At 73.4% G+C, this 19,129-nt stretch carries 20 protein-coding genes and 1 pseudogene; 16 read left to right on the forward strand and 5 right to left on the reverse strand.

What is annotated here, in order from left to right:
• The first annotated feature begins 62 nt into the window (after window positions 1-62).
• From RCG67_RS01435 to RCG67_RS01455, 5 genes are all read left to right on the forward strand, one after another.
• A complete protein-coding gene (locus RCG67_RS01435) occupies window positions 63-821 on the forward strand; it encodes an HpcH/HpaI aldolase family protein (RefSeq protein WP_368824505.1) in 759 nt (252 codons plus the stop codon).
• Window positions 818-1,732, forward strand: a complete 915-nt coding sequence (locus RCG67_RS01440; protein WP_368824506.1) for a hypothetical protein — start codon at window positions 818-820, stop codon at window positions 1,730-1,732. The genes RCG67_RS01435 and RCG67_RS01440 overlap by 4 nt, the downstream gene beginning before the upstream one ends.
• Before the next feature lie 90 nt (window positions 1,733-1,822).
• Window positions 1,823-2,785, forward strand: a complete 963-nt coding sequence (locus tag RCG67_RS01445; RefSeq protein WP_368824507.1) for a hypothetical protein — start codon at window positions 1,823-1,825, stop codon at window positions 2,783-2,785.
• A gap of 118 nt (window positions 2,786-2,903) precedes the next feature.
• Window positions 2,904-3,872, forward strand: coding sequence for an asparaginase (locus RCG67_RS01450; protein ID WP_368824508.1), 969 nt, complete (start codon window positions 2,904-2,906; stop codon window positions 3,870-3,872).
• Between the two features lie 23 nt (window positions 3,873-3,895).
• A complete protein-coding gene (locus tag RCG67_RS01455) occupies window positions 3,896-4,783 on the forward strand; it encodes a polysaccharide deacetylase family protein (RefSeq protein ID WP_368824509.1) in 888 nt (295 codons plus the stop codon).
• 148 nt (window positions 4,784-4,931) lie between these two features.
• Here RCG67_RS01455 and RCG67_RS01460 read toward each other — a convergent pair whose 3' ends face one another.
• Both RCG67_RS01460 and RCG67_RS01465 read right to left on the reverse strand, forming a co-directional pair.
• The gene (locus RCG67_RS01460; RefSeq protein WP_157571262.1) at window positions 4,932-5,090 is read right to left on the reverse strand and encodes a hypothetical protein; all 159 of its coding nucleotides are present in this window, start codon (window positions 5,088-5,090) and stop codon (window positions 4,932-4,934) included.
• A 79-nt stretch (window positions 5,091-5,169) separates the two neighbouring features.
• Window positions 5,170-5,808 carry a hypothetical protein gene (locus RCG67_RS01465; RefSeq protein ID WP_368824510.1) on the reverse strand — a complete coding sequence of 213 codons (639 nt, stop codon included), beginning with the start codon at window positions 5,806-5,808 and terminating at the stop codon, window positions 5,170-5,172.
• A 215-nt stretch (window positions 5,809-6,023) separates the two neighbouring features.
• Between RCG67_RS01465 and RCG67_RS01470 the strand changes: the two genes are divergently transcribed.
• Window positions 6,024-6,368 carry a nuclear transport factor 2-like protein gene (locus RCG67_RS01470; protein WP_368824511.1) on the forward strand — a complete coding sequence of 115 codons (345 nt, stop codon included), beginning with the start codon at window positions 6,024-6,026 and terminating at the stop codon, window positions 6,366-6,368.
• Window positions 6,369-6,403: 35 nt separating this feature from the next.
• Window positions 6,404-6,766 carry a YciI family protein gene (locus RCG67_RS01475; RefSeq protein ID WP_368824512.1) on the forward strand — a complete coding sequence of 121 codons (363 nt, stop codon included), beginning with the start codon at window positions 6,404-6,406 and terminating at the stop codon, window positions 6,764-6,766.
• Window positions 6,767-6,858: 92 nt separating this feature from the next.
• Here RCG67_RS01475 and RCG67_RS01480 read toward each other — a convergent pair whose 3' ends face one another.
• Window positions 6,859-7,755, reverse strand: a complete 897-nt coding sequence (locus RCG67_RS01480; RefSeq protein WP_368824513.1) for a hypothetical protein — start codon at window positions 7,753-7,755, stop codon at window positions 6,859-6,861.
• A 146-nt stretch (window positions 7,756-7,901) separates the two neighbouring features.
• Between RCG67_RS01480 and RCG67_RS01485 the strand changes: the two genes are divergently transcribed.
• The 9 genes and pseudogenes from RCG67_RS01485 to RCG67_RS01525 all read left to right on the forward strand — a co-directional run bounded on the left by RCG67_RS01485 (window position 7,902) and on the right by RCG67_RS01525 (window position 16,895).
• The gene (locus RCG67_RS01485; RefSeq protein WP_368824514.1) at window positions 7,902-8,447 is read left to right on the forward strand and encodes a CueP family metal-binding protein; all 546 of its coding nucleotides are present in this window, start codon (window positions 7,902-7,904) and stop codon (window positions 8,445-8,447) included.
• Between the two features lie 25 nt (window positions 8,448-8,472).
• Entirely contained in the window at window positions 8,473-9,384 is a 912-nt protein-coding gene (locus tag RCG67_RS01490) for an alpha/beta hydrolase (RefSeq protein WP_368824515.1), read from the forward strand.
• 58 nt (window positions 9,385-9,442) lie between these two features.
• A complete protein-coding gene (locus RCG67_RS01495) occupies window positions 9,443-10,510 on the forward strand; it encodes an FAD-dependent oxidoreductase (RefSeq protein WP_368824516.1) in 1,068 nt (355 codons plus the stop codon).
• 32 nt (window positions 10,511-10,542) lie between these two features.
• Window positions 10,543-10,683, forward strand: a complete 141-nt coding sequence (locus tag RCG67_RS01500) for a hypothetical protein (RefSeq protein ID WP_157571263.1) — start codon at window positions 10,543-10,545, stop codon at window positions 10,681-10,683.
• A gap of 437 nt (window positions 10,684-11,120) precedes the next feature.
• Window positions 11,121-12,431: pseudogene (locus tag RCG67_RS01505) on the forward strand (ABC transporter substrate-binding protein).
• 3 nt (window positions 12,432-12,434) lie between these two features.
• On the forward strand, window positions 12,435-13,424 hold the full coding sequence (locus tag RCG67_RS01510) for a carbohydrate ABC transporter permease (protein WP_438612627.1): 990 nt from the start codon (window positions 12,435-12,437) through the stop codon (window positions 13,422-13,424).
• Window positions 13,421-14,359 carry a carbohydrate ABC transporter permease gene (locus RCG67_RS01515; protein WP_368824517.1) on the forward strand — a complete coding sequence of 313 codons (939 nt, stop codon included), beginning with the start codon at window positions 13,421-13,423 and terminating at the stop codon, window positions 14,357-14,359. Before RCG67_RS01510 ends, RCG67_RS01515 begins: the two co-directional genes overlap by 4 nt.
• Entirely contained in the window at window positions 14,356-15,825 is a 1,470-nt protein-coding gene (locus RCG67_RS01520) for a GH1 family beta-glucosidase (protein WP_368824518.1), read from the forward strand. The genes RCG67_RS01515 and RCG67_RS01520 overlap by 4 nt, the downstream gene beginning before the upstream one ends.
• Entirely contained in the window at window positions 15,825-16,895 is a 1,071-nt protein-coding gene (locus RCG67_RS01525) for a LacI family DNA-binding transcriptional regulator (RefSeq protein WP_368824519.1), read from the forward strand. Before RCG67_RS01520 ends, RCG67_RS01525 begins: the two co-directional genes overlap by 1 nt.
• A 79-nt stretch (window positions 16,896-16,974) precedes the next feature.
• On the opposite strand, the gene RCG67_RS01530 is transcribed toward RCG67_RS01525, so the two are convergent.
• Both RCG67_RS01530 and RCG67_RS01535 read right to left on the reverse strand, forming a co-directional pair.
• Window positions 16,975-17,280 (reverse strand): hypothetical protein, encoded by a 306-nt coding sequence (locus RCG67_RS01530; protein ID WP_157571264.1) that lies wholly within the window; start codon window positions 17,278-17,280, stop codon window positions 16,975-16,977.
• A gap of 290 nt (window positions 17,281-17,570) precedes the next feature.
• Entirely contained in the window at window positions 17,571-19,082 is a 1,512-nt protein-coding gene (locus RCG67_RS01535; protein ID WP_368824520.1) for an amidase, read from the reverse strand.
• Between the last annotated feature and the right edge of the window lie 47 nt (window positions 19,083-19,129).

Here is a 19,129-nt window from a genome sequence, read left to right on the forward strand (position 1 = left end):
ACCTGTGCTGCCCGTCCTGGCCGCTGCGGAGATCCGAGCGCCGCTCCTGTCACAATGAGGCCATGACCGCAGCGGATCCCTCTGGCAGCGACAACGACGACGGCGGGGTGCGCGCGGGGGTGTGGGCCACCCTCGGCGAGGCCCGGACCGTGCTCGCCCTGGAGCGCGCCGGCTTCGACTGGGTGGGCGTCGACGCCCAGCACGGCCACTTCGACGACGCCGCCGTCCGCGCCCTCTTCGCCCTGCGGCGCGCGCCGTCCGCCCCGGTGCTGGTCCGGGTCGCCGCGAACGACCTCACCCTGATCGGCCGGGCGCTGGACACCGGCGCCGACGGCGTCGTGGTGCCGCTCGTCCAGGACGCGTCCCAGGCCGAGGCCGCCGTCGCCGCGGCGCACTTCCCGCCGCGGGGCGCCCGGAGCTGGGGGCCGCTGCCCGGCTCGCGGGACGCCGCCGGGGTGGCGGACCTGCCCCGGCCGCTGTGCGCGGTGATGGTGGAGACGGCCTCCGCGGTCGCCGGGGTCCGGGCGATCGCGGCGGTCCCGGACCTGGACATGGTCTTCGTGGGGCCCTTCGACCTCGCACTCGCCCTGGGCCGGGACGTCGACGAGCTGCTCGCGGACACCGCGGCGGACGCGCCCCTGCCCACGATCGTGCGGGCGTGCCGGGAGGCCGGCGTCCTGGCGGGCGCCTTCGGCGGGTCCCCGGAGCGTGCCGCCGCGCTGCGGGCGCAGGGCTTCTCCTGGATTGCGGTCACCACCGACGCGGGGGTCCTGCAGCTCGGCGGCGAGGCGGCCCGGGCGGCCCTGGCGCGCTCGTCATGAGCACCCGTCCGGGAGGAGGGCACCGGCACCCCCTGCGGTGGGTGCTGTCCCGGGAGCTGGTCCGCGACTGGCTGCGCTCGTTCCGGACCAGCCGCAGCGCCCTGTACTTCCGGGTCCGGAACCGCTGCTCGGCCGCGCCCGTGCGGGGGGACGCGCCCGTGGTCGTGAGCCTCACGTCCTACGGGAACCGGATCCGGACGGTGCACCTGGCCGTGGAGTCGATGGCGCACGGCACCGTCCGCCCGCGGCGGCTGATCCTGTGGCTGCGGGAGGCCGACGTCGTGGCCGATCCGCCCCCGCCGCTGGCCCGGCTGGTGCGCCGGGGCCTCGAGCTGCGGTGCACCGAGGACTGGGGTCCCCACCAGAAGTACTACCCCTATGTGCGCTCCGTGGCCCACCACGAGCTCCCGATGGTCATCGCGGACGACGACGTGCTCTACGGCCGGACGTGGCTCGAGGAGCTGCTGGCGGTCCACGAGCGGCACCCCCGGGACGTGATCGCCCACCGTGCGCACCGGCTGGGCGTCGGGAACGGGCGGATCCTGCCCTACGCCACCTGGAGCCCCGGCGCCCCCGCGGAGGCCTCCTACCGGACGTTCGCCACGGGCACCTCCGGGGTGCTCTATCCCCCGCACCTGCTCGACGCCCTGCGGGACGCGGGGAGCGGGTTCACGGCCTGCGCCCCCATGGCCGACGACGTGTGGCTGCACGCCGTCGCGCTGCGCCACCGGACCCGGACCCGGCCCGTCGACGACGGCCGCACCAGCTACCGCCCCATTCCCCGGATGCTCTTCACGGGCCTCAGGACCACCAATGTGCTGCGCGGAGGCAACGACATGCAGATCGCAGCCACGTATTCGGCCTCGGACGTGGAAGAGTTGGAGCGTGCACGGGCGGCCGAGGGCCCCTGAGCACGAGTGGACGGGCAGTTCCCCCGCTTCCCGCCCACCGGCCGTCCCCCCACGGCCGCTGTCCGCGCTCCCATCCCCCCAGGAGTTCCCATGCCGAACGAGCACCGCCGCCCGCACCCGCCCTACCACGCCGGCACCGACGGGCCACGAGCAGCAGAGCACTCGATCGTCTTCGACTCGCCGGCCGAGCTGGCCGCCTACACCCGCCACGACCGCCTGGTCAGCGACGGCCCCCTCCTGCTGGCCCGCCGCGCCGGCTACCACCCCGACGGGTCCTGGCCCTGCTCGGCGCTGGAGTCCGCCCGGAACGTCCTCGCCACCCGGGCGCGCACGATGGTCGAGATCGAGCTGCGCACCACGGTCGACGGCCGGTGCGTGGTCCTGCACGAGGCCGTGATGGGGCACGGGAGCACCGGCGCCGGCCCCGTGAGCGAGCAGTCGGCGGACTACGTGCTCAGCCAGCACCTGGTGGACAACTACGGCGAGGTCACCCGGTTCCCCGTCCGGGAGGCCGCGGAGTTCCTCACCTGGGCGGTGCTGGCCGGCGCGGTGCTGTGGCTCGACGTCAGGAACGTGGCCCCGGAGGCCGTCGTCGAGCTCGTCCGCACGCACCGGGCCGAGAGCCAGGTGGTGGTCGGCGTGAACGGCCTGACGGAGCTGGCCGTCTACCGCAGGATCGCCCCCGACCTCGTCTACTTCGTCCCCACCCACCCGGACGGCCTGCCCACGGTCGACGACGTCCGGCGGGAGGTGCCCGACCTCCGCCGGGTGGTCGGGTTCGCCGGCCACTACGTCCCGGACATGGAGGAGAGCCTGCGGATGCGGAGCTGGAACGTGCCCATGCGCCTCGAGCTGCACCGCTACGACGAGAACCTGCCCGCCGACGCCCTCGACGTGCACTACTACCGCCGCGCGGTCGAGGCCGGCTTCGGGATCCTCTCCACGAGCCACTACCGCGAGGTGGCCGACCTCCTCGGCCTGTCCGGGTGGGCGCCCAAGGACGGCGCCGGGGCGCGTCCCCGCTCCGGCGGGGACGCGCGCAGCCGGAGCTGACCCCGCCGGGTGTGGCGCGGCGCGGCAGCCTCGCCTACTGTCGTGGACCACAGCGGGTGCGCCCCCGGCGATCGGGAGCTGCGGCCCGCGCAGGACCGGCGGACCGAGGAGGCGCACCGTGGCACACGTCCAGCTGCTCGGCACCGGGGGCACCATCGCCTCCCGGGGCGCCGGTGACCAGGGCGCGGTGGCCACGGACACCGCCGCCGACCTCGCGCAGGACCGCTACGGGGAGCTGACCGTCACCGCCCGGGACGTGCTGACCACCGGCAGCTACCGGCTCACCCCGGGGCAGCTGCGGACGATCGCCGAGGCGGTCCGGGACGCGCTGGCCGACCCGGCCACCGACGGGGTGGTGGTCACCCACGGGACCGACACCCTCGAGGAGACCGCCTTCCTGCTCGACCTCGTGCACGACAGCGCGAAGAGCACGGTCCTCACCGGCGCCCAGCAGCCCGCCGACAGCCCGGCCCCGGACGGGCCGCGCAACGTGGGCGAGGCGGTGCTGGCCGCCGCCGACGAACGGCTGCGCGGCCGCGGGGCGCTGATCTCCTTCGCCGGCACGGTCCGCTCCGCCCGCGGCGCCCGCAAGGCCCACACCCTCGCGGCCGACCCGTTCGCGGGCGGGGTCGAGGTCGCGCACCTGGCCGGGGACGAGCTCGTCGTCACGGCCGCTCCGCTCCGGCGCCCCGCCCTGCCCCTGCCGCCGCCGGCCTTCGACACCACGCGGGTCGAGATCATCACGGCCCACCCCGGGGCGACCCCGGACCTCTTCGACTTCGCGGTGCGCTCCGGGGCGCAGGCCGTGGTCCTCGCCGGCTCGGGCACCGGCAACGCGGGCCCCGGCTTCGCGGAGGCGGTGCGCCGGTCGGTCGGGGCCGGGTGCGCCGTGGTGCTCGCTTCCCGTGTCCCCTGGGGGCCCGTGCTGCCGGTCTACGGCAACGGCGGTGGCGTGGACCTCGTGGCCGCCGGCGCGGTCCCGTCCGGGGACCTCAACCCCTTCCAGGCGAGGATCCTCGCGGCGCTGCTCATCGCCCACGGCACCCCGGTCCACGAGTTCCCCGAGGCCTTCCGGCCGTACTGCTGAACACCGACCCACCAGGAGGAAGCATGTCCAAGAAGATCTATGTCTCGGTCGGCATCGACGTGGACGCCGTCGGCGGCTGGCTCGGCTCCTACGGCGGGGAGGACTCCCCGGGGGACATCTCCCGCGGGCTCTTCGCCGGCGAGGTCGGGGTGCCGCGGCTGCTCCAGCTGGCCCAGCGCCGGGAGATGCCGGTGACCTGGTTCTGGCCCGGGCACTCCGTCGAGACCTTCCCCGAGCAGTTCGACGCGACCGTGGCCGCCGGGCACGAGATCGGCGTGCACGGCTACTCCCACGAGAACCCGATCGCGATGACCCGGCAGCAGGAGACCGAGATCCTCGACTACTGCACCGACCTCATCGAGCGGCGGTCGGGGAGGAAGCCGGTGGGCTACGTGGCCCCGTGGTGGGAGTTCTCCTCGGTGACCAACGAGATCCTGCTCGAGCGCGGGTTCCTCTACGACCACTCGCTGATGCACGACGACCACACCCCGTACTACGTGCGCGTCGGGGACTCCTGGACCAGGATCGACTACGAGGCGGCCTCGGCGAAGGAGTGGATGAAGCCGCTGGTCCGGGGCGAGGAGACGGACCTGATCGAGATCCCGGCCTCGTGGTACCTGGACGACCTGCCGCCGATGATGTTCATCAAGTCCAGCCCGAACAGCCACGGCTTCGTGTCCCCGCGCGACGTCGAGCAGCTGTGGAAGGACCAGTTCGACTGGGTCCACCGGGAGATGGACTACGCGGTGTTCCCGATCACCATCCACCCGGACGTCTCGGGGCGGCCGCAGAACCTGCTGATGCTCGAGCGGCTCTTCGACCACATCGCCGGCCACGACGGCGTGGAGTTCGCCTTCATGGAGGACGTCGCCCGCGACTTCGCCGCCCGCCACCCCCGCACCTCCGGCTGAGCGTGCGGGCCGGGGGCTCCGGGGACCGGCCGGTCCCCGGAGCCCCGGGCACGCCCGCGGCGTGACCTCCCGGGGCCCGCGCACGAGGACGCCGGGCGCCCCGGTCAGGGGGCGCCCGGCGTCCTGGCGCAGGGCCTCAGTCGTCGGGTCAGTCGTCGCCCGGCGCGTCCGCGGGGGCGTCCCCCTCGGCCTGGGAGGGCTTGTTGTCGTCCGGGTCGACGGCCGGCTCCACGCTCTGGTCCTCGGGCAGGTCCCCCTCGGCCTGGGACGGCTTGTTCTCGGCCGGGTCCGGGGTCGTCTCGCTCATGCCGCTCCTCGTGTGCTCAGCAGGGTGATGGTCCCGGCTCACGCTACGCCGGGCCCGGAGCCCCGACAAGAGGATCCCGCTACGCGGCCCGGCCGGCGCGGATCGCGGCGTAGAGCTGCGCGGGGATCAGCCCGGTCCGGTGGGCCCGCTCGACCGCGGCGAAGCCCTCCTCGGTCTCCTCGTACGGGAAGTGGAGGAGGTCCGCCGCGAGCTCCCAGTGGTCGATCATCCCGCCGGCCCACAGCTGGCAGATCGCCCACGGGGTGTCCGCGGAGAAGGTCGGAACGTCGGGCAGGACGTACTCGCCGGCCGGCACGCGCCAGGCCTCGAGACTGTCCAGGTCCGCGGCGAGCTCCTCGAGGGTGTCGTAGTGGCCCGCGCGGTCCGGGTCCACGGAGCCGTTGGCGTTGGCCAGCTCGACGTCGTAGCCGCCCTCGGCCGCGGCGAACACGGTGGTGGGCCCCGGCTCCCCGCCCACGCCGGCGTCCAGGGGCAGCTGGGACGGCAGCCACTCCCAGCCGTCGCCGAGCTGGTCCATCTCCAGGTCCCGGTAGGCCACCCAGCCGCGGGCGACGAGCAGCTCGTGGGCATCGTCGTCCCACGTGCCCTGCTCGGCGCCCTCGACGTCGACGGTGCGGGCGCCGGCGGCGGCGTGGAACTCCCGCCGCTGCTGCTTCTTCTTGGCGGCAGCCTTCTTGCGGGGCTTGCTCTTGGGCACGGGTCCTCCTGACGGGCGGGGACGCACGCGTGAGCGGTCCCTCGGACCTCCCATGATGGTCCATGCGGCGGGATCCGGGGACGCCGGCACCGTTGGCGTCCCGGCCGGGGCCGACGACGACGAGCCGGCCGCCCCGGCACCGCGGGGCCGCCGAGCCCGCCGGCCGGACCGGGACCGTGCTTGTCCCGCTCCCCGTCCGGGAGTAGCTTGCGGGCATGACCACCGGCAGCACGGACGTCGTCCGGCGGCTCTTCGCCGCCTACCTCGCGCAGGACGAGGCCGCGGCCCGCGAGCTCGTCGGGGACGGGTTCCGCTTCACCTCCCCGCAGGACGACCACATCGACCGGGCGGCGTACTTCGAGCGCTGCTTCCCCACGGCGGGCCGGGTGGCCCGGCAGGACCTGCTCCAGGTGGTCGAGGCGGAGCCCGGACTGGTGTTCGTCCGCTACGAGTACGAGCTCAGGGCCGGCGGGATCTTCGAGAACATGGAGGCGATCACCGTGCGGGACGGGCGCGTGCTGGAGGCCCGGGTCTATTTCGGCGGGCCGCCGCGACCGTAGACTCCGAGGACCATCCGACGCCCAGGAGGCTCGCCATGAAGCACTACCTGCTCAGCATCGAACAGCCCGACGGCGGGCCGGCGGCCCCGGAGGTCCTCGAACCCGTGATGCGGGACGTCGCGGCCTTCAACGAGGAGCTCAGGGCGGCCGGGGCGTGGGTCTTCGCCGGGGGCCTGGACCGGGCGGAGGCGTCCGTCGTCGTGCGCTTCCACGGGGACGACGTGGTGACCACGGACGGCCCGTACGAGCGGGAGGACGAGCACGCCGGGGGCATCTGCATCGTGGCCGCGCCCGACTACGACGCCGCCATCGAGTGGGGGCGGAAACTGGCGCGGGCGACCACCCTCCCCGTGGAGGTGCGCGAGTTCCAGGGCGAGCCGACGGAGCACCTGGCGTAGCCTCCGCCCGCGACGGAGCCCGCGAACGGTCCAGGGGCCGGCGCGTTCGCCCCGCACGTTCTTGCAGTGCTTCACGGCCCCGGCGCGGCGGCTCACCGGCCGATCTGCTCGGCCTGCGCCTCCCAGGCGGCATGGGCATCCCGCGGCCGGGCCGGCCGCCGGGTCTCCCGCAGCGCCCGGAGCGCGGCGTTGCGCTCGCGCGCCAGGGAGTCCGCGGCCGCCCGGGCGGCGGCGTCCTCGCGGACCTGGGCGCGGACGGCGGTGATGGTGCCCATGATGGTCTCGACGGCCTGCGACCCGCCCGCCAGGTACGCGGCCCGGACCTCGCGGTCCGGGTGGTAGAGGTACTGCTCGTCGGTCTGGCCGCGGTGGGTGTCGAACTCCTCGTCGGTGAGCTCCGAGATCATGGCGGCGACCCGGTCCAGGCGCGCCTCGACCTCCCCGTGCAGGGGCGTCCGGGCGGACGCGTCCCGGACGCACCACAGCGCCTGGCCGTGCCGCCGGAGCCTCGTCGCGTCCCAGTCCGCGTGCGGGACCTCGGCCAGGCGGGCGGCGACGAAGGACGCGTCCCCGCGCCGCTGCTGCGGCGGGAGGGTGCCGAGCTGCCACCGGATCCAGGCCGTGCGCATGTCCTCCACGGCGCTCCGCCGGGCCTGCTCGGCGGTCTTCGCGACCGACTTCCCGCTGCTCCTCCGGGGGCTCGTTTTCGGGCTCCTCGCAGCGGTCCGGCAGGCCGTCCGCGCACCGGGGCCCGCACCGGACCGTGCGGCGCTCTGCGGCGTGCCCCGCAGCCCCGCCCGCGCGCGCTCCGCCAGGGAGCGGCCGAGCGCCTGCAGCAGCACGCCGAGCAGCCACAGAGCGGCCGCGGCCAGCAGGATGAGCAGGATCGTGCCCAGGTTGACGAGGACGAACGAGACCACGGACAGGACGACCGCCCCGGCGACCAGGAGCGTGATCCCGGAGACGTCCTTGTTCTCGGTGTTCTGCATGGCGGATCCTCCCGAACCCTGACACCACTGGACATCCACTCTAGCCGCCGGGGCGGGATCTGTGACCGGTCCCACAGGAAACTCCCGGGGTCCAGAGGGGCCGCGGTGGAGCCGGCGGCCGGGGCCGCCCCCGATATCCTGGACCCATGAGATCCGCCGTGCTGTCCGCGTCCGCCGCCGTCCTGCTCCTCGTCTCCGGCTGCGCCGGCGGCGCCGAGCAGGACGCCCTGCTGCGGGAGCACGGGCTCGAGGGCGCGAGCACCCAGGAGGTGGTCGAGCAGCTCGACCGCACGCACGAGGACCGCGCCGCCGGGCTCGCCGGCTCCGTGACCTACGACGAGGTGGTGCTCAGCGACGGCAGCACCGAGACGGCCCTGCCCATGCCGGAGGACCGCTTCTACCTCGCGGTGGCCCCGTGGACCACCACCACGCACGAGTGCTTCTCCCACAGCCTCTCCGGGTGCCAGGGCGAGCTCGTGGGCGAGGACTTCGACGTGCGGATCACGGACGACTCCGGGGCCGTGCTCGTGGACGAGACCGTCACCAGCTACGAGAACGGCTTCGTGGGCTTCTGGCTGCCCAAGGACATCACCGGCACGCTCGAGATCGGCTCGGAGCGGGGCACGGCGGTGGAGCAGTTCGCGACCTCCCCCGACAGCCCCACGTGCCTCACGACCGTGCGGCTCGCCTGAGCCCGCCCCGAGGGAAGGAGAGCGGATGAGCATCAGCATGGCCGTGACATCCCGGGCCGTCCGCCTGCGCACGCGCCTGCAGCCGTGGACCCCGGTGGAGCAGCTGCACGGACGCCGGTATCCGGAGCCGGCCAGGATCCCGGCCGGCCTGCGGCGCTCGCACGCCGTGGAGCGCACCGAGGTGGCCGGGCGCCCGCTGCTGCGGCTGACCCCGCGCGCCGGGGAGGACGGGTCCCACCTGATCTACCTGCACGGCGGGGCGTTCGTGAACCCGCTGCTGCCGGCGCACTGGTGGATCGTCCGCGAGCTCGTGCAGGACACCGGGACCACGGTCACGGTCCCGCTCTACCGGCTGGCCCCGGAGGGCCACGTGGACGAGGGCTATGACTTCCTCGCCGCGGCCTGGGCCGACCTCGTGGCCCGGCCCGGCACGGACCGGGTCGTGGTGGCGGGGGACTCCGCGGGCGGGTGCCTGGCGATCGGGCTGGCCATGCGCCTGCGGGACGCCGGACAGCGGCTGCCCGACCACGTGGTGGGCTTCTCCCCGGCGGTGGACGTCTCCGCCACGCACCCCGCCGTGCGGGAGATCGACCCGCACGACCCCATGCTGAGCACCGACCAGGTGGTCCCCATGGCGGCGGCGTGGGCGCGGGACCGCGAGCTCACGGACCCGCTGGTCAGCCCGCTCTACGGGGACGTGGCCGGGCTGCCTCCGGTGCACGTGGTGCAGGGCGGCCAGGACATCCTCGCCGCCGACGCCCTGGCCTTCGCCCGGGACCTGGCCCGGGCGGGCAACGCCGGGAGGCTGCTCTACGAGCCCGGCGCCTTCCACGTCTACGTGGGGGCCTGGTGGACCCCGGAGGCCCGACGGGCGGTCCGGCACGTGCGCTCCCTGCTCCGAGTGCCGTCCCCGGAACCGGGCCGGCCGCAGGAATAGCCGGCCGGCCCCGGCCGTTCCCCTGATTGGTGATACATCAACCAAAAGGGGTGCGGGCATGCGGGTCGTGGTCATCGGAGCGGGGCAGGCCGGGCTCTCGGCCGCCCACCACCTGCAGCGTCGTGGCCTGGTCCCCGAGGAGGACTTCGTGGTCCTGGACGCCAACCCCGGGCCCGGGGGAGCGTGGCGGCACCGCTGGCCCTCCCTCACCTTCGGCGGCGCGCACGGGATCCACGACCTGCCCGGGCTGCCCCTCGGGGTGCCCGACCCGGACGAGCCGGCCTCCGCCGTCGTCGCCCGCTACTACGGCGAGTACGAACGCCGCTTCGGGCTTCCGGTCCACCGCCCCGTCGCGGTGCGCCGCGTCGAGGCGGAGTCCGACGACGGACCGCTCGAGGTGGTCACGGACGCCGGCACCTGGCGGACGGACCTGGTGATCAACGGCACCGGCACCTGGGACCGCCCGTACTGGCCGTACTACCCGGGCCGGGAGTCCTTCCGCGGGCGCCAGCTGCACACCCACGACTTCCGGACCGCGGAGGAGTTCCGCGGCCGGCACGTGGTGGTCGTGGGCGGCGGCACCTCGGCCGTGCAGTTCCTGCTCCAGCTCGCGGGAGCGGGCGCCACCACCACGTGGGTCACCCGCAGGCCCCCGCGCTTCACGGGCCGGGAGTTCGACGCGGACTGGGGGCGGGACGTCGAGCGACGGGTCGACGCGCGGACCCGCGCGGGGCTGCCGCCGGCCAGCGTGGTCTCGGCCACCGGTCTGCCTCTGACCCCGCAGTACCGGGCGGGGATCGACGCGGGGATCCTCGTCTCCGCGGGACCGCTGCGGGCGGTGACGCCCGAGGGAGTCCTGCTCGCCGACGGCCGCGCGGTCCGGGCGGACGCGATCCTGTGGGCCACCGGGTTCCGCCCCGCCCTCGACCACCTGTCCCCCCTGGGGCTGCGCGAACCGGGCGGCGGCATCCGCACGGACGGGGTGCGGGTGCTCCGGGAGCCGCGGGTGCTGCTGGTCGGCTACGGCGCCTCGGCCTCGACCCTCGGCGCCACGCGCGCGGGACGGGCGGCCGCCCGCGAGGCGGTGCGGCTGCTGTCCACGGCTCCGGCCGGGGCCGTAGGCTGAGGGCACCAACCCTCCCGACGAAGGAGCCCCCAGTGAGCGAGCAGCCGACCTCCGGCCCGGATCCCATCGAGGACGCGGCCTCCAACGACGACGCCGACATGTCCACCGAGATGACCCCGGTGCCGCACGAGCACGGGGACGCCAAGAACGAGGAGTCCGACCAGCAGGACTGAACCCGTTCCGGGCCCCGCGGGACGAGGCGGGCTCCCGGTCGCGGCAGAGCACGGACGAGCCCCGGCGCAGCGGTGCGCCGGGGCTCGCGCATGAGTGCCGGGCGCTCCGTTCCCGTCCCGCCCGCGACGTGACACGCGCTCGGGGCGCCGGATCCCCGCTGCCGGCGCTGGGAAGTGCAGGCGGCCCGACCGGCGTGCGCGGTGGGAGCGGTTCCACATGTAGACCGTGCGGAACAACCCCCGTCAGGACTCCCCCCTATCAATATCTATCGCCATAGGTCAATTCTTGTGCTTGACAATGTGGTGCACCTCACGCACAGTAAGCACACGGGTGAGAGCGCTCCCATACAGTGGGCGCCGCTGTCGACCGGCACGTGCGGGGCTGCGGGAAGCAGCTCGTGGGCCGTCCGGTGCCGGCAGGACCCGCCCCGTTGACGATGAAGGAGTCACCTGTGCGCACCAGAGCACGCACCACCGCCCTCTCGGCCGCAGCGGCCTGCCTGACCCTGACGCTGACCGGCTGAGGTGCCGGGGCCGCCTCCGAGGACGCCGGGGTGGACGGCGAGACCGGTACCGAGGACGTGACCCTCACGGTCGCCACGTTCAACGAGTTCGGCTACGAGGAGCTCTTCGACGAGTACGAGTCCGAGAACCCGAACGTGACCATCGAGCACAAGAAGGCCGCGACCTCCAACGAGGCCCGGGACAACCTCACCACCCGCCTGGCCGCGGGCTCGGGCCTGTCCGACATCGAGGCCATCGAGGTGGACTGGCTGCCCGAGCTGATGGAGTACCCGGACCAGTTCGCCGACCTGACGGACCCCGAGGTCGAGGGACGCTGGCTGGACTGGAAGACCGAGGCCGCCACCACGACCGACGGCCGGCTGATCGGCTACGGCACCGACTCCGGCCCGGAGGCGGTCTGCTACCGCGCGGACCTCTTCGAGGAGGCCGGCCTGCCGAGCGAGCGCGAGGAGGTCGCCGAGCTGCTCAGCGGGGACTGGGAGAACTACTTCTCGGTGGGCCGGGACTTCGTGGCCCAGAACGAGGACGTGGCCTGGTACGACTCCGCCGGAGCCACCTACCAGGGCATGATCAACCAGGTCCAGAACGCCTACGAGGAGGAGGACGGCACGGTCATCGCGGCCGAGAATCCCGAGGTGAAGGCCGTCTACGAGCAGGTCCTGGCCGCCTCCACCGAGGACGACCTCTCGGCGCACCTGGGCCAGTGGAGCGACGACTGGGCCGCCGGCTTCCAGTCCGACGCCTTCGCGACCATGCTGTGCCCGGGCTGGATGCTCGGCATCATCGAGGGCAACGCCGCCGGAGTCGAGGGCTGGGACATCGCCAACGTCTTCCCCGGCGGCGGGGGCAACTGGGGCGGGTCCTACCTGACGGTGCCCACCCAGGGGGAGCACCAGGCCGAGGCCAAGAAACTGGCCGACTGGCTGACCGCCCCGGAGCAGCAGATCAAGGCCTTCACCGCGAAGGGCAACTTCCCGAGCCAGGTCGAGGCGCTGGAGAGCGAGGAGCTGCTGAGCCAGACGAACCCGTTCTTCCGCGACGCGCCCTCGGGCGAGATCTTCGCCGAGCGCGCCCAGGCCGTGGAGGTCACCCCGTTCAAGGGGCCGAAGTACTTCCCAATCAACGACGCCATGCAGCAGGCCCTGACCCGCGTGGACGTGGACCGCACCGACGACGCCGCCTCCTCGTGGGACAAGTTCGTCACCGCGGTGAACGCGCTCTGACCCGTGGCTGTCACCGACCTCCGACCCGCGCCCCCCGTCCGGCAGCGCCGGCCGGAACGGCCCCCGAAGGCCGTCCGGCGTCTGGCGTTCTCCCAGCGGATGTCCCGGTGGGACGTCAAGCTCTCGCCCTACCTGTACATCTCGCCGTTCTTCGTCCTGTTCGCCCTCACCGGGCTGTTCCCGCTGCTCTACACCGCGTGGGTGTCCCTGCACGACTGGGACTTCATCGGCGGGCAGGGCACGTTCACCGGCCTGGAGAACTACCAGTTCGTCCTCGCCCAGCCGTTCTTCTGGAACGCCCTGGGGAACACGTTCAGCATCTTCGTGCTCTCCTCGGTGCCGCAGGTGATCCTCGCGCTGACCATCGCCGCGGCCCTGGACGCGAACCTGCGCGCCAGGACCTTCTGGCGGATGGGCGTGCTCGTGCCGTTCGTGGTGGCGCCCGTGGCGGTGGGCCTGATCTTCAACAACCTCTACGCGGACCAGTTCGGCCTGGTCAACGAGCTGCTGACGAGCGTGGGGCTGGACCCCGTCCGGTGGCACTCCGAACCCCTGGCCAGCCACTTCGCCATCGCCACGATGGTGAACTTCCGCTGGACCGGCTACAACGCCCTGATCTTCCTCGCGGCCATGCAGGCGATCCCGCGGGATCTCTACGAGGCGGCGACGATCGACGGCGCCGGGCGGGTGCGCCAGTTCCTGTCCATCACCGTGCCGATGCTGCGGCCCACCATCATCTTCGTGGTCATCACCGCCACCATCGGCGGGCTGCAGATCTTCGACGAGGCCCGGGTCTTCGACCAGTACGGCCTGGGCGGGGCGGACCGACAGTGGCAGACCCTGACCATGTACATCTGGGAGCTGGGCTGGGGCCAGCGCGACTTCGGAAGGGCCTCGGCCGTCGCCTGGCTGCTGTTCCTGCTGATCGTGCTGATCTCCCTGGCCAACTTCCTCATCACCCGGCGGATCGCCCACCAGGGAGGCCGAAAATGAGCACCTCGTCCCCCAACGCACCGCTCGAGCGCATCGCGGGCGGCGACGCCGTGCGCGGCGTCGCCGCCCGCGGCCTCCGCGGCCGGGGCCCCCGCGGACGGCGCCCCGGCCCGGGAGCCGGGATGCGCCGGCCCGGGTTCCTCACCTACGGCTTCCTGGGCGCGGTGGTCCTGGGCGCCCTCTTCCCGCTGTACTGGTCCCTGCTGGTCGGCAGCCACGACAGCACCGTGCTGAGCCGGGGCGTGCCGCTGGTGCCGGGCGGGAACTTCCTGGCCAACGCGGCCCAGGTCATGGACAGCATCCCGTTCTGGAAGGCCATGGGCAACAGCGTCCTGGTCTCCACGGTCACCGCGGCGTCGGTCGTGCTGTTCTCCACGCTCGCCGGGTTCGCCTTCGCCAAGCTCCGCTTCCGGGGCAGCAAGGGGCTGCTGGTCTTCGTCATCGCGACCATGGCCGTGCCCACCCAGCTCGGCGTGGTCCCGCTGTTCATCGTCATGGCGAAGTTCGGGTGGACCGGATCCCTCTGGGCCGTGATCGTGCCCGGCGTCGTCACGGCCTTCGGGGTGTTCTGGATGACCCAGTACCTGCGGGACGCGCTGCCGGACGAGCTCATCGAGGCCGTCCGGATGGACGGCGCCTCGATGATCCAGGCGTTCTGGCACATCGGCCTGCCCGCCGCCCGGCCGGCGGCGGCGATGCTGGCCCTGTTCACCTTCGTGGCCACGTGGACCAACTTCTTCTGGCCGTTCATCGTGCTGGACCCCTCCAACCCCACCCTCCCGGTGGCGCTGCAGCTGCTGCAGTCCGCGCACTTCGTGGACTACTCGGTCGTCCTGACCGGGGCACTGCTGTCCACCGTCCCGCTGCTGCTGCTCTTCGTGGTCGCAGGCCGTCAACTCGTGTCCGGAATCATGCAAGGAGCAGTCAAAGGATGAGCACCACACCGATCACGTTCCCCCAGCACTTCGTCTGGGGCGCCGCCACCGCCGCCTACCAGATCGAGGGCGCCGCCCACGAGGACGGCCGGCAGGACTCCATCTGGGACGTCTTCGCCCGGGTCCCCGGGGCCGTGGCCGACGCCCACAACGGGGACGTCGCCTGCGACCACTACCACCGGTCCGCGGAGGACGTGGCCATGATGCAGGAACTGAACCTGCAGGCCTACCGCTTCTCGACGTCGTGGGCCCGGTGCGTGCCGGACGGCGTCACGCCCAACCCCGAGGGCATCGCGTTCTACTCGCGCCTGGTCGACCAGCTCCTCGCGGCGGGGATCCAGCCGTGGCTCACCCTCTACCACTGGGACCTCCCGCAGGCTCTCGAGGACCGGGGGGGCTGGACGAACCGGGAGACCGCCCACCGGTTCGCCGAGTACGCGGCCGTCATGCACGAGGCCCTCGGGGACCGCGTGCGGATCTGGACGACCCTCAACGAGCCGTGGTGCTCGGCCTTCCTGGGCTACGCGGCCGGCGTGCACGCCCCGGGCCGGCAGGAGCCGCGGGCGGCGCTCGCGGCGGCCCACCACCTGCTGCTCGGGCACGGCCTGGCCGTGCAGGAGCTGCGGCGGCGCGACCCGGAGGCCACCCTCGGGATCACCCTGAACCTCACGGTGCCCGATCCGGTGGACCCGGCCAGCGCCGCGGACCGTGACGCGGCCCGCCGCATCGACGGGCAGTTCAACCGCATTTTCCTGGACCCGCTGTTCCGGGGGGAGTACCCGGCCGACGTCCTCGAGGACGTGCGCCACCTCGGCCTGGTCGACCACGTCCAGGAGGGCGACCTCGGCGTCATCGCCGCACCGCTCGACGTGCTGGGCATCAACTACTACCACGGGGAGGCCGTGACCGCGGCCCCGCAGGACGCCCCCGCCGCGCCGGAGGACCAGGCCCCGCCGAGCCGTGCCGTCTCCTCCCCGTACGTCGCGGCCGACGGCGTGCGCTCGGTGCCGCGCGGCCTGCCCGTCACCGGGATGGGCTGGGAGGTGCAGCCCGAGGGACTGCGCCGGCTGCTGAACCGGGTGCAGCAGGAGTACACCGGTCCCGCCGGCATCCCCGTGTTCATCACGGAGAACGGCGCGGCCTACGACGACGCCCCCGACGCCTCGGGGTTCGTGGACGACCAGGACCGGCTGCACTTCTTCGACGCCCACCTGCGGGCCGTCAAGGACGCCATCGACGACGGCGTGGACGTGCGCGGATACCTCGCCTGGTCCCTCATGGACAACTACGAGTGGGCGTGGGGCTATCACCAGCGGTTCGGCCTGGTCCGGGTCGACTACGAGACCCAGCGCCGCACCCCCAAGGCCAGCGCCCGCTGGTACGCCTCCGTGGCCGCGGCCAACGCGGTGCCGGCGGCGGCCTCCCAGGAGCCCGCGACGCCGGCGGGTGTCGTATCGTCTGCATGATGAACACTGAGCGGATCCGGCCGGGCCACGCCGGCGCGGGGCGGTCCAGCCCCACCCTGGAGGACATCGCCACTGCGGCGGGCGTGTCCCGGTCGACCGCCTCACGCGCCATCAACGGCGGTGACCGGGTCAGCCCGCAGGCCCAGGCTGCCGTGGACGCCGCCGTCGTCGAGCTCGGCTACACGCCCAACCGGGCGGCCCGGAGTCTGGTCACCCGGCGCACCTCCTCGATCGCGCTGGTCATCCCGGAGCCGGACATCCGGATCATGGCGGACCCGTTCTTCGCCGTGATCATCACGGGCATCACCGACGCCCTCCGGGAGACCGACGTGCAGCTGGTCCTGCTCATGTCCCGCAACGGGGACGACTCGGGCCGGGCGCTGCGGTACCTCCGCGGCGGCCACGTGGACGGCGCCATCGTGGTCTCCCACCACGAGGCCGACCCCTGGTCCACGTCCCTGCCGGGCACGGGCCTCCCCACGGTGTTCGTCGGGCGCCCCTGGGACGCCCAGCCGGGCGTCACCTACGTGGACACCGACAACTACCAGGGCGGCCGGCTGGCCGCACGGCACCTCGCGGCGCAGGGCCGCTCCCGGGTCGGTACGGTCGCCGGCCCCCCGGACATGACGGCGGCCGCGGACCGGCTCGCCGGGTGGCGGGAAGGACTGCGCGAGGCCGGTCTGCCCGAGGGGCCGGTGGCGCACGGGGACTTCACCACGGCCGGCGGCAGGGCGGCCGCCCTGCGGCTCCTCGAGGAGGCTCCCGAGCTCGACGGCGTCTTCGCCGCCTCGGACCTCATGGCCCTCGGGGTCATCGAGGCCGTGCGCGAACTGGGCCGGTCGGTCCCCGATGACGTCGCGGTGGTCGGCTACGACGACCACGCCCTGGCGGCGACCGCCGTGCCTCCCCTGACGACCGTCACCCAGCCCATGCAGGCCATGGCCGCCAAGGCCTGCGAGATGCTGCTCGAGGAGATCGACTCCCCGGGGGTGCACCCGGCGCCGTACGTCTACCCGGCCCAGCTGGTCGTGCGGGAGAGCAGCGGCGCCGCGCCGGCCCCCGCCTCCTGAGCGGGCAGGCCGCGGTCCGGGTGCGGCGACGTCCTCGTGCCCGGACCGTGCCCGGGGACGGGCGAGCAGGTCCCTCCGGTCAGGCGGCCGTCCCGAAGAGCGAGGCGCGGAGCTGGGACAGCGGCGGTGCGTGCTCGGCCAGCTCCTCGAGGTAGCCGAGATCGTCCAGGTCGCCCAGGGCAGCGGCGAGCTCCTCGCGGGTCAGCTGGGTGTTCTCGGCGACGGCGTCGAGGGCGGGGGCCTCCTCGGCGGTGACGTGCTCGGCCAGGGCGTCGAGGACGACCACGGCGTCGACGCTGACGTGCTCGTCGTGGATGGCCTCGGCGAGCAGCCGCTCGGCGGCGTAGAGGGGCGCGGCGAACATGTGGGGGACGGGGGTGTGCATCGAGGACTTCACTGCCGGAACACTACTCCGGGTTCATAAGAGTTCGCTGAGACGGGTGACAGCGCGGCCGAGCTGCCTGCGGGGACCACGGCGTCAGTTGCCACTGCGGAGCCGGTCACCTGCCCTCCGGGGCTACAGGCCGTCGTGCTCGCGGTGGGACCGGGACTTCGTGAACCAGCCCGGCCATGACACCGATGCCACGGATCCGAAGTGCCCGGACGCAGGCGGGAACACGTTCTGAGCACGACACGGGGGCCGCCTCCACCGGTGTGGAGTCGGCCCCCGTGCGGTCAGGAGCCCAGCGGATCGACCACGGCCTCGAGCTGCGGTGCCTTGCGCGCGTCGAGCACTGCTTCTACGCCCCGAGCCACCGCGAGGAGATCGGTCTCCTCGAAGCTGGAAGTCATGATCTCCAGGCCGACCGGCAGGTGGTCCTCGGTGAAGCCGGCCGGAACGGTGGCCGCCGGGAAGTGCAGTTGCGAGGCGATCACCGTGTTGGTCGGATAGGTGAGGCACGTCCAACGGTTGCCGAGCACGTCCTCATGGGTGGGGGCCGCCAGCTGGACGTCGGGAAAGACCATGGCGTCCAGGTCCAGGTCCACGAACTGCGCCTGCACGGCGCGCACGAACTTCTCGCGGGTCAGCACCCGGTCCAGGTAGTCCGGGTCGGTGCGCGGATCCTCGGGGCCGTCGGTGATGCCCTCGAAGAGATCCAGGTGCGGGTCGTAGGTGCCGGTCGCGCGGACCTCGTCCACACTGCTGATGCCCGTCTCCGGGTGGGCGGCGAAGAAGGCGTTCATGTCCTGCCGAGAACGGGTGAAGTACAGCGAGGTGAAGCCGACGTAGTCCATCAGCCCGTCGATCTCCACGTCGATCAGTTCTGCCCCGGCCTCGGCCAGGCGTGCCAGCGCTTCCTCGACCACGCGGACGACGGCCGCGGCCTCCGGGTCGGCGGGATCACCGAATGCCCCGCGCAGGACGCCGAGCCGCCGGCCCCGGACTGATCCGCCCGCCGCGGCCTCGGTGAAGGAGATGCTCCGGCGACGCTGACGGACCGCGACCGTGTACGTGTCCGCCGGGTCGAAGCCGACCAGGACGTCGAGGACCTTCGCGGCGTCCTCCACCGTCCGGGTCATCGGTCCGGCGGTGTCCTGGGGAACCACCAGGGGGGACATGCCGTCCCGGCTGATGAGTCCCGGGGTGACGCGCACGCCCACGAGGTTGCAGAACGACGCCGGAAGGCGGATGGATCCGCCCGTGTCCTCGCCGATGCCGACCAGGGCCAGGTTCGCGGCGATCGCCGCGCCGGTGCCGCTGCTGGAGCCACCCGGGTCCCGCGAGAGGTCGTAGGGGTTCTTCGTCACCCCGGACACGGACGAGGTCGAGAACCAGGAGGTCGCGAAGTCGGGCATCGTGGTCTTGCCCAGGACGATCGCCCCCGCCGCTCTCAGCTTGGTGACTGCCGTGGCATCACGCTCCGGGACGTGTTCGGCCGTGTTCCGGTTGCCATAGGTGGTGCGCAGGCCGGCGGTCGCGACCTGATCCTTGATCAGGACCGGCACGCCGTGCAGCGGCCCCGAGAGCTCACCGGTGGCCGCGTACTGCAGGTCGAGGGCGTCGGCCTCCTCGAGGGCGGTCTCCGACACCGTGATCACGGAGTTGAGCGCCGGTCCGGCGCCGTCGAGGGAGGCGATCCTGTCCAGGTATGTCTGCACCACCTCGCGGACGGTGGATTTCCCCTCCCGGTAGGCCGAGTGGACGGTGTCGATGGTGGCTTCTTCGATGTTCCAGCTCAGACTCATGGGAGATCCTCACGATCGGGGGCCGTCCGGCGTGCGGACGCTGGAAA

The sequence above is a fragment of the Kocuria cellulosilytica genome (genome assembly GCF_040981245.1).
Lineage (GTDB): Bacteria > Actinomycetota > Actinomycetes > Actinomycetales > Micrococcaceae > Kocuria > Kocuria cellulosilytica.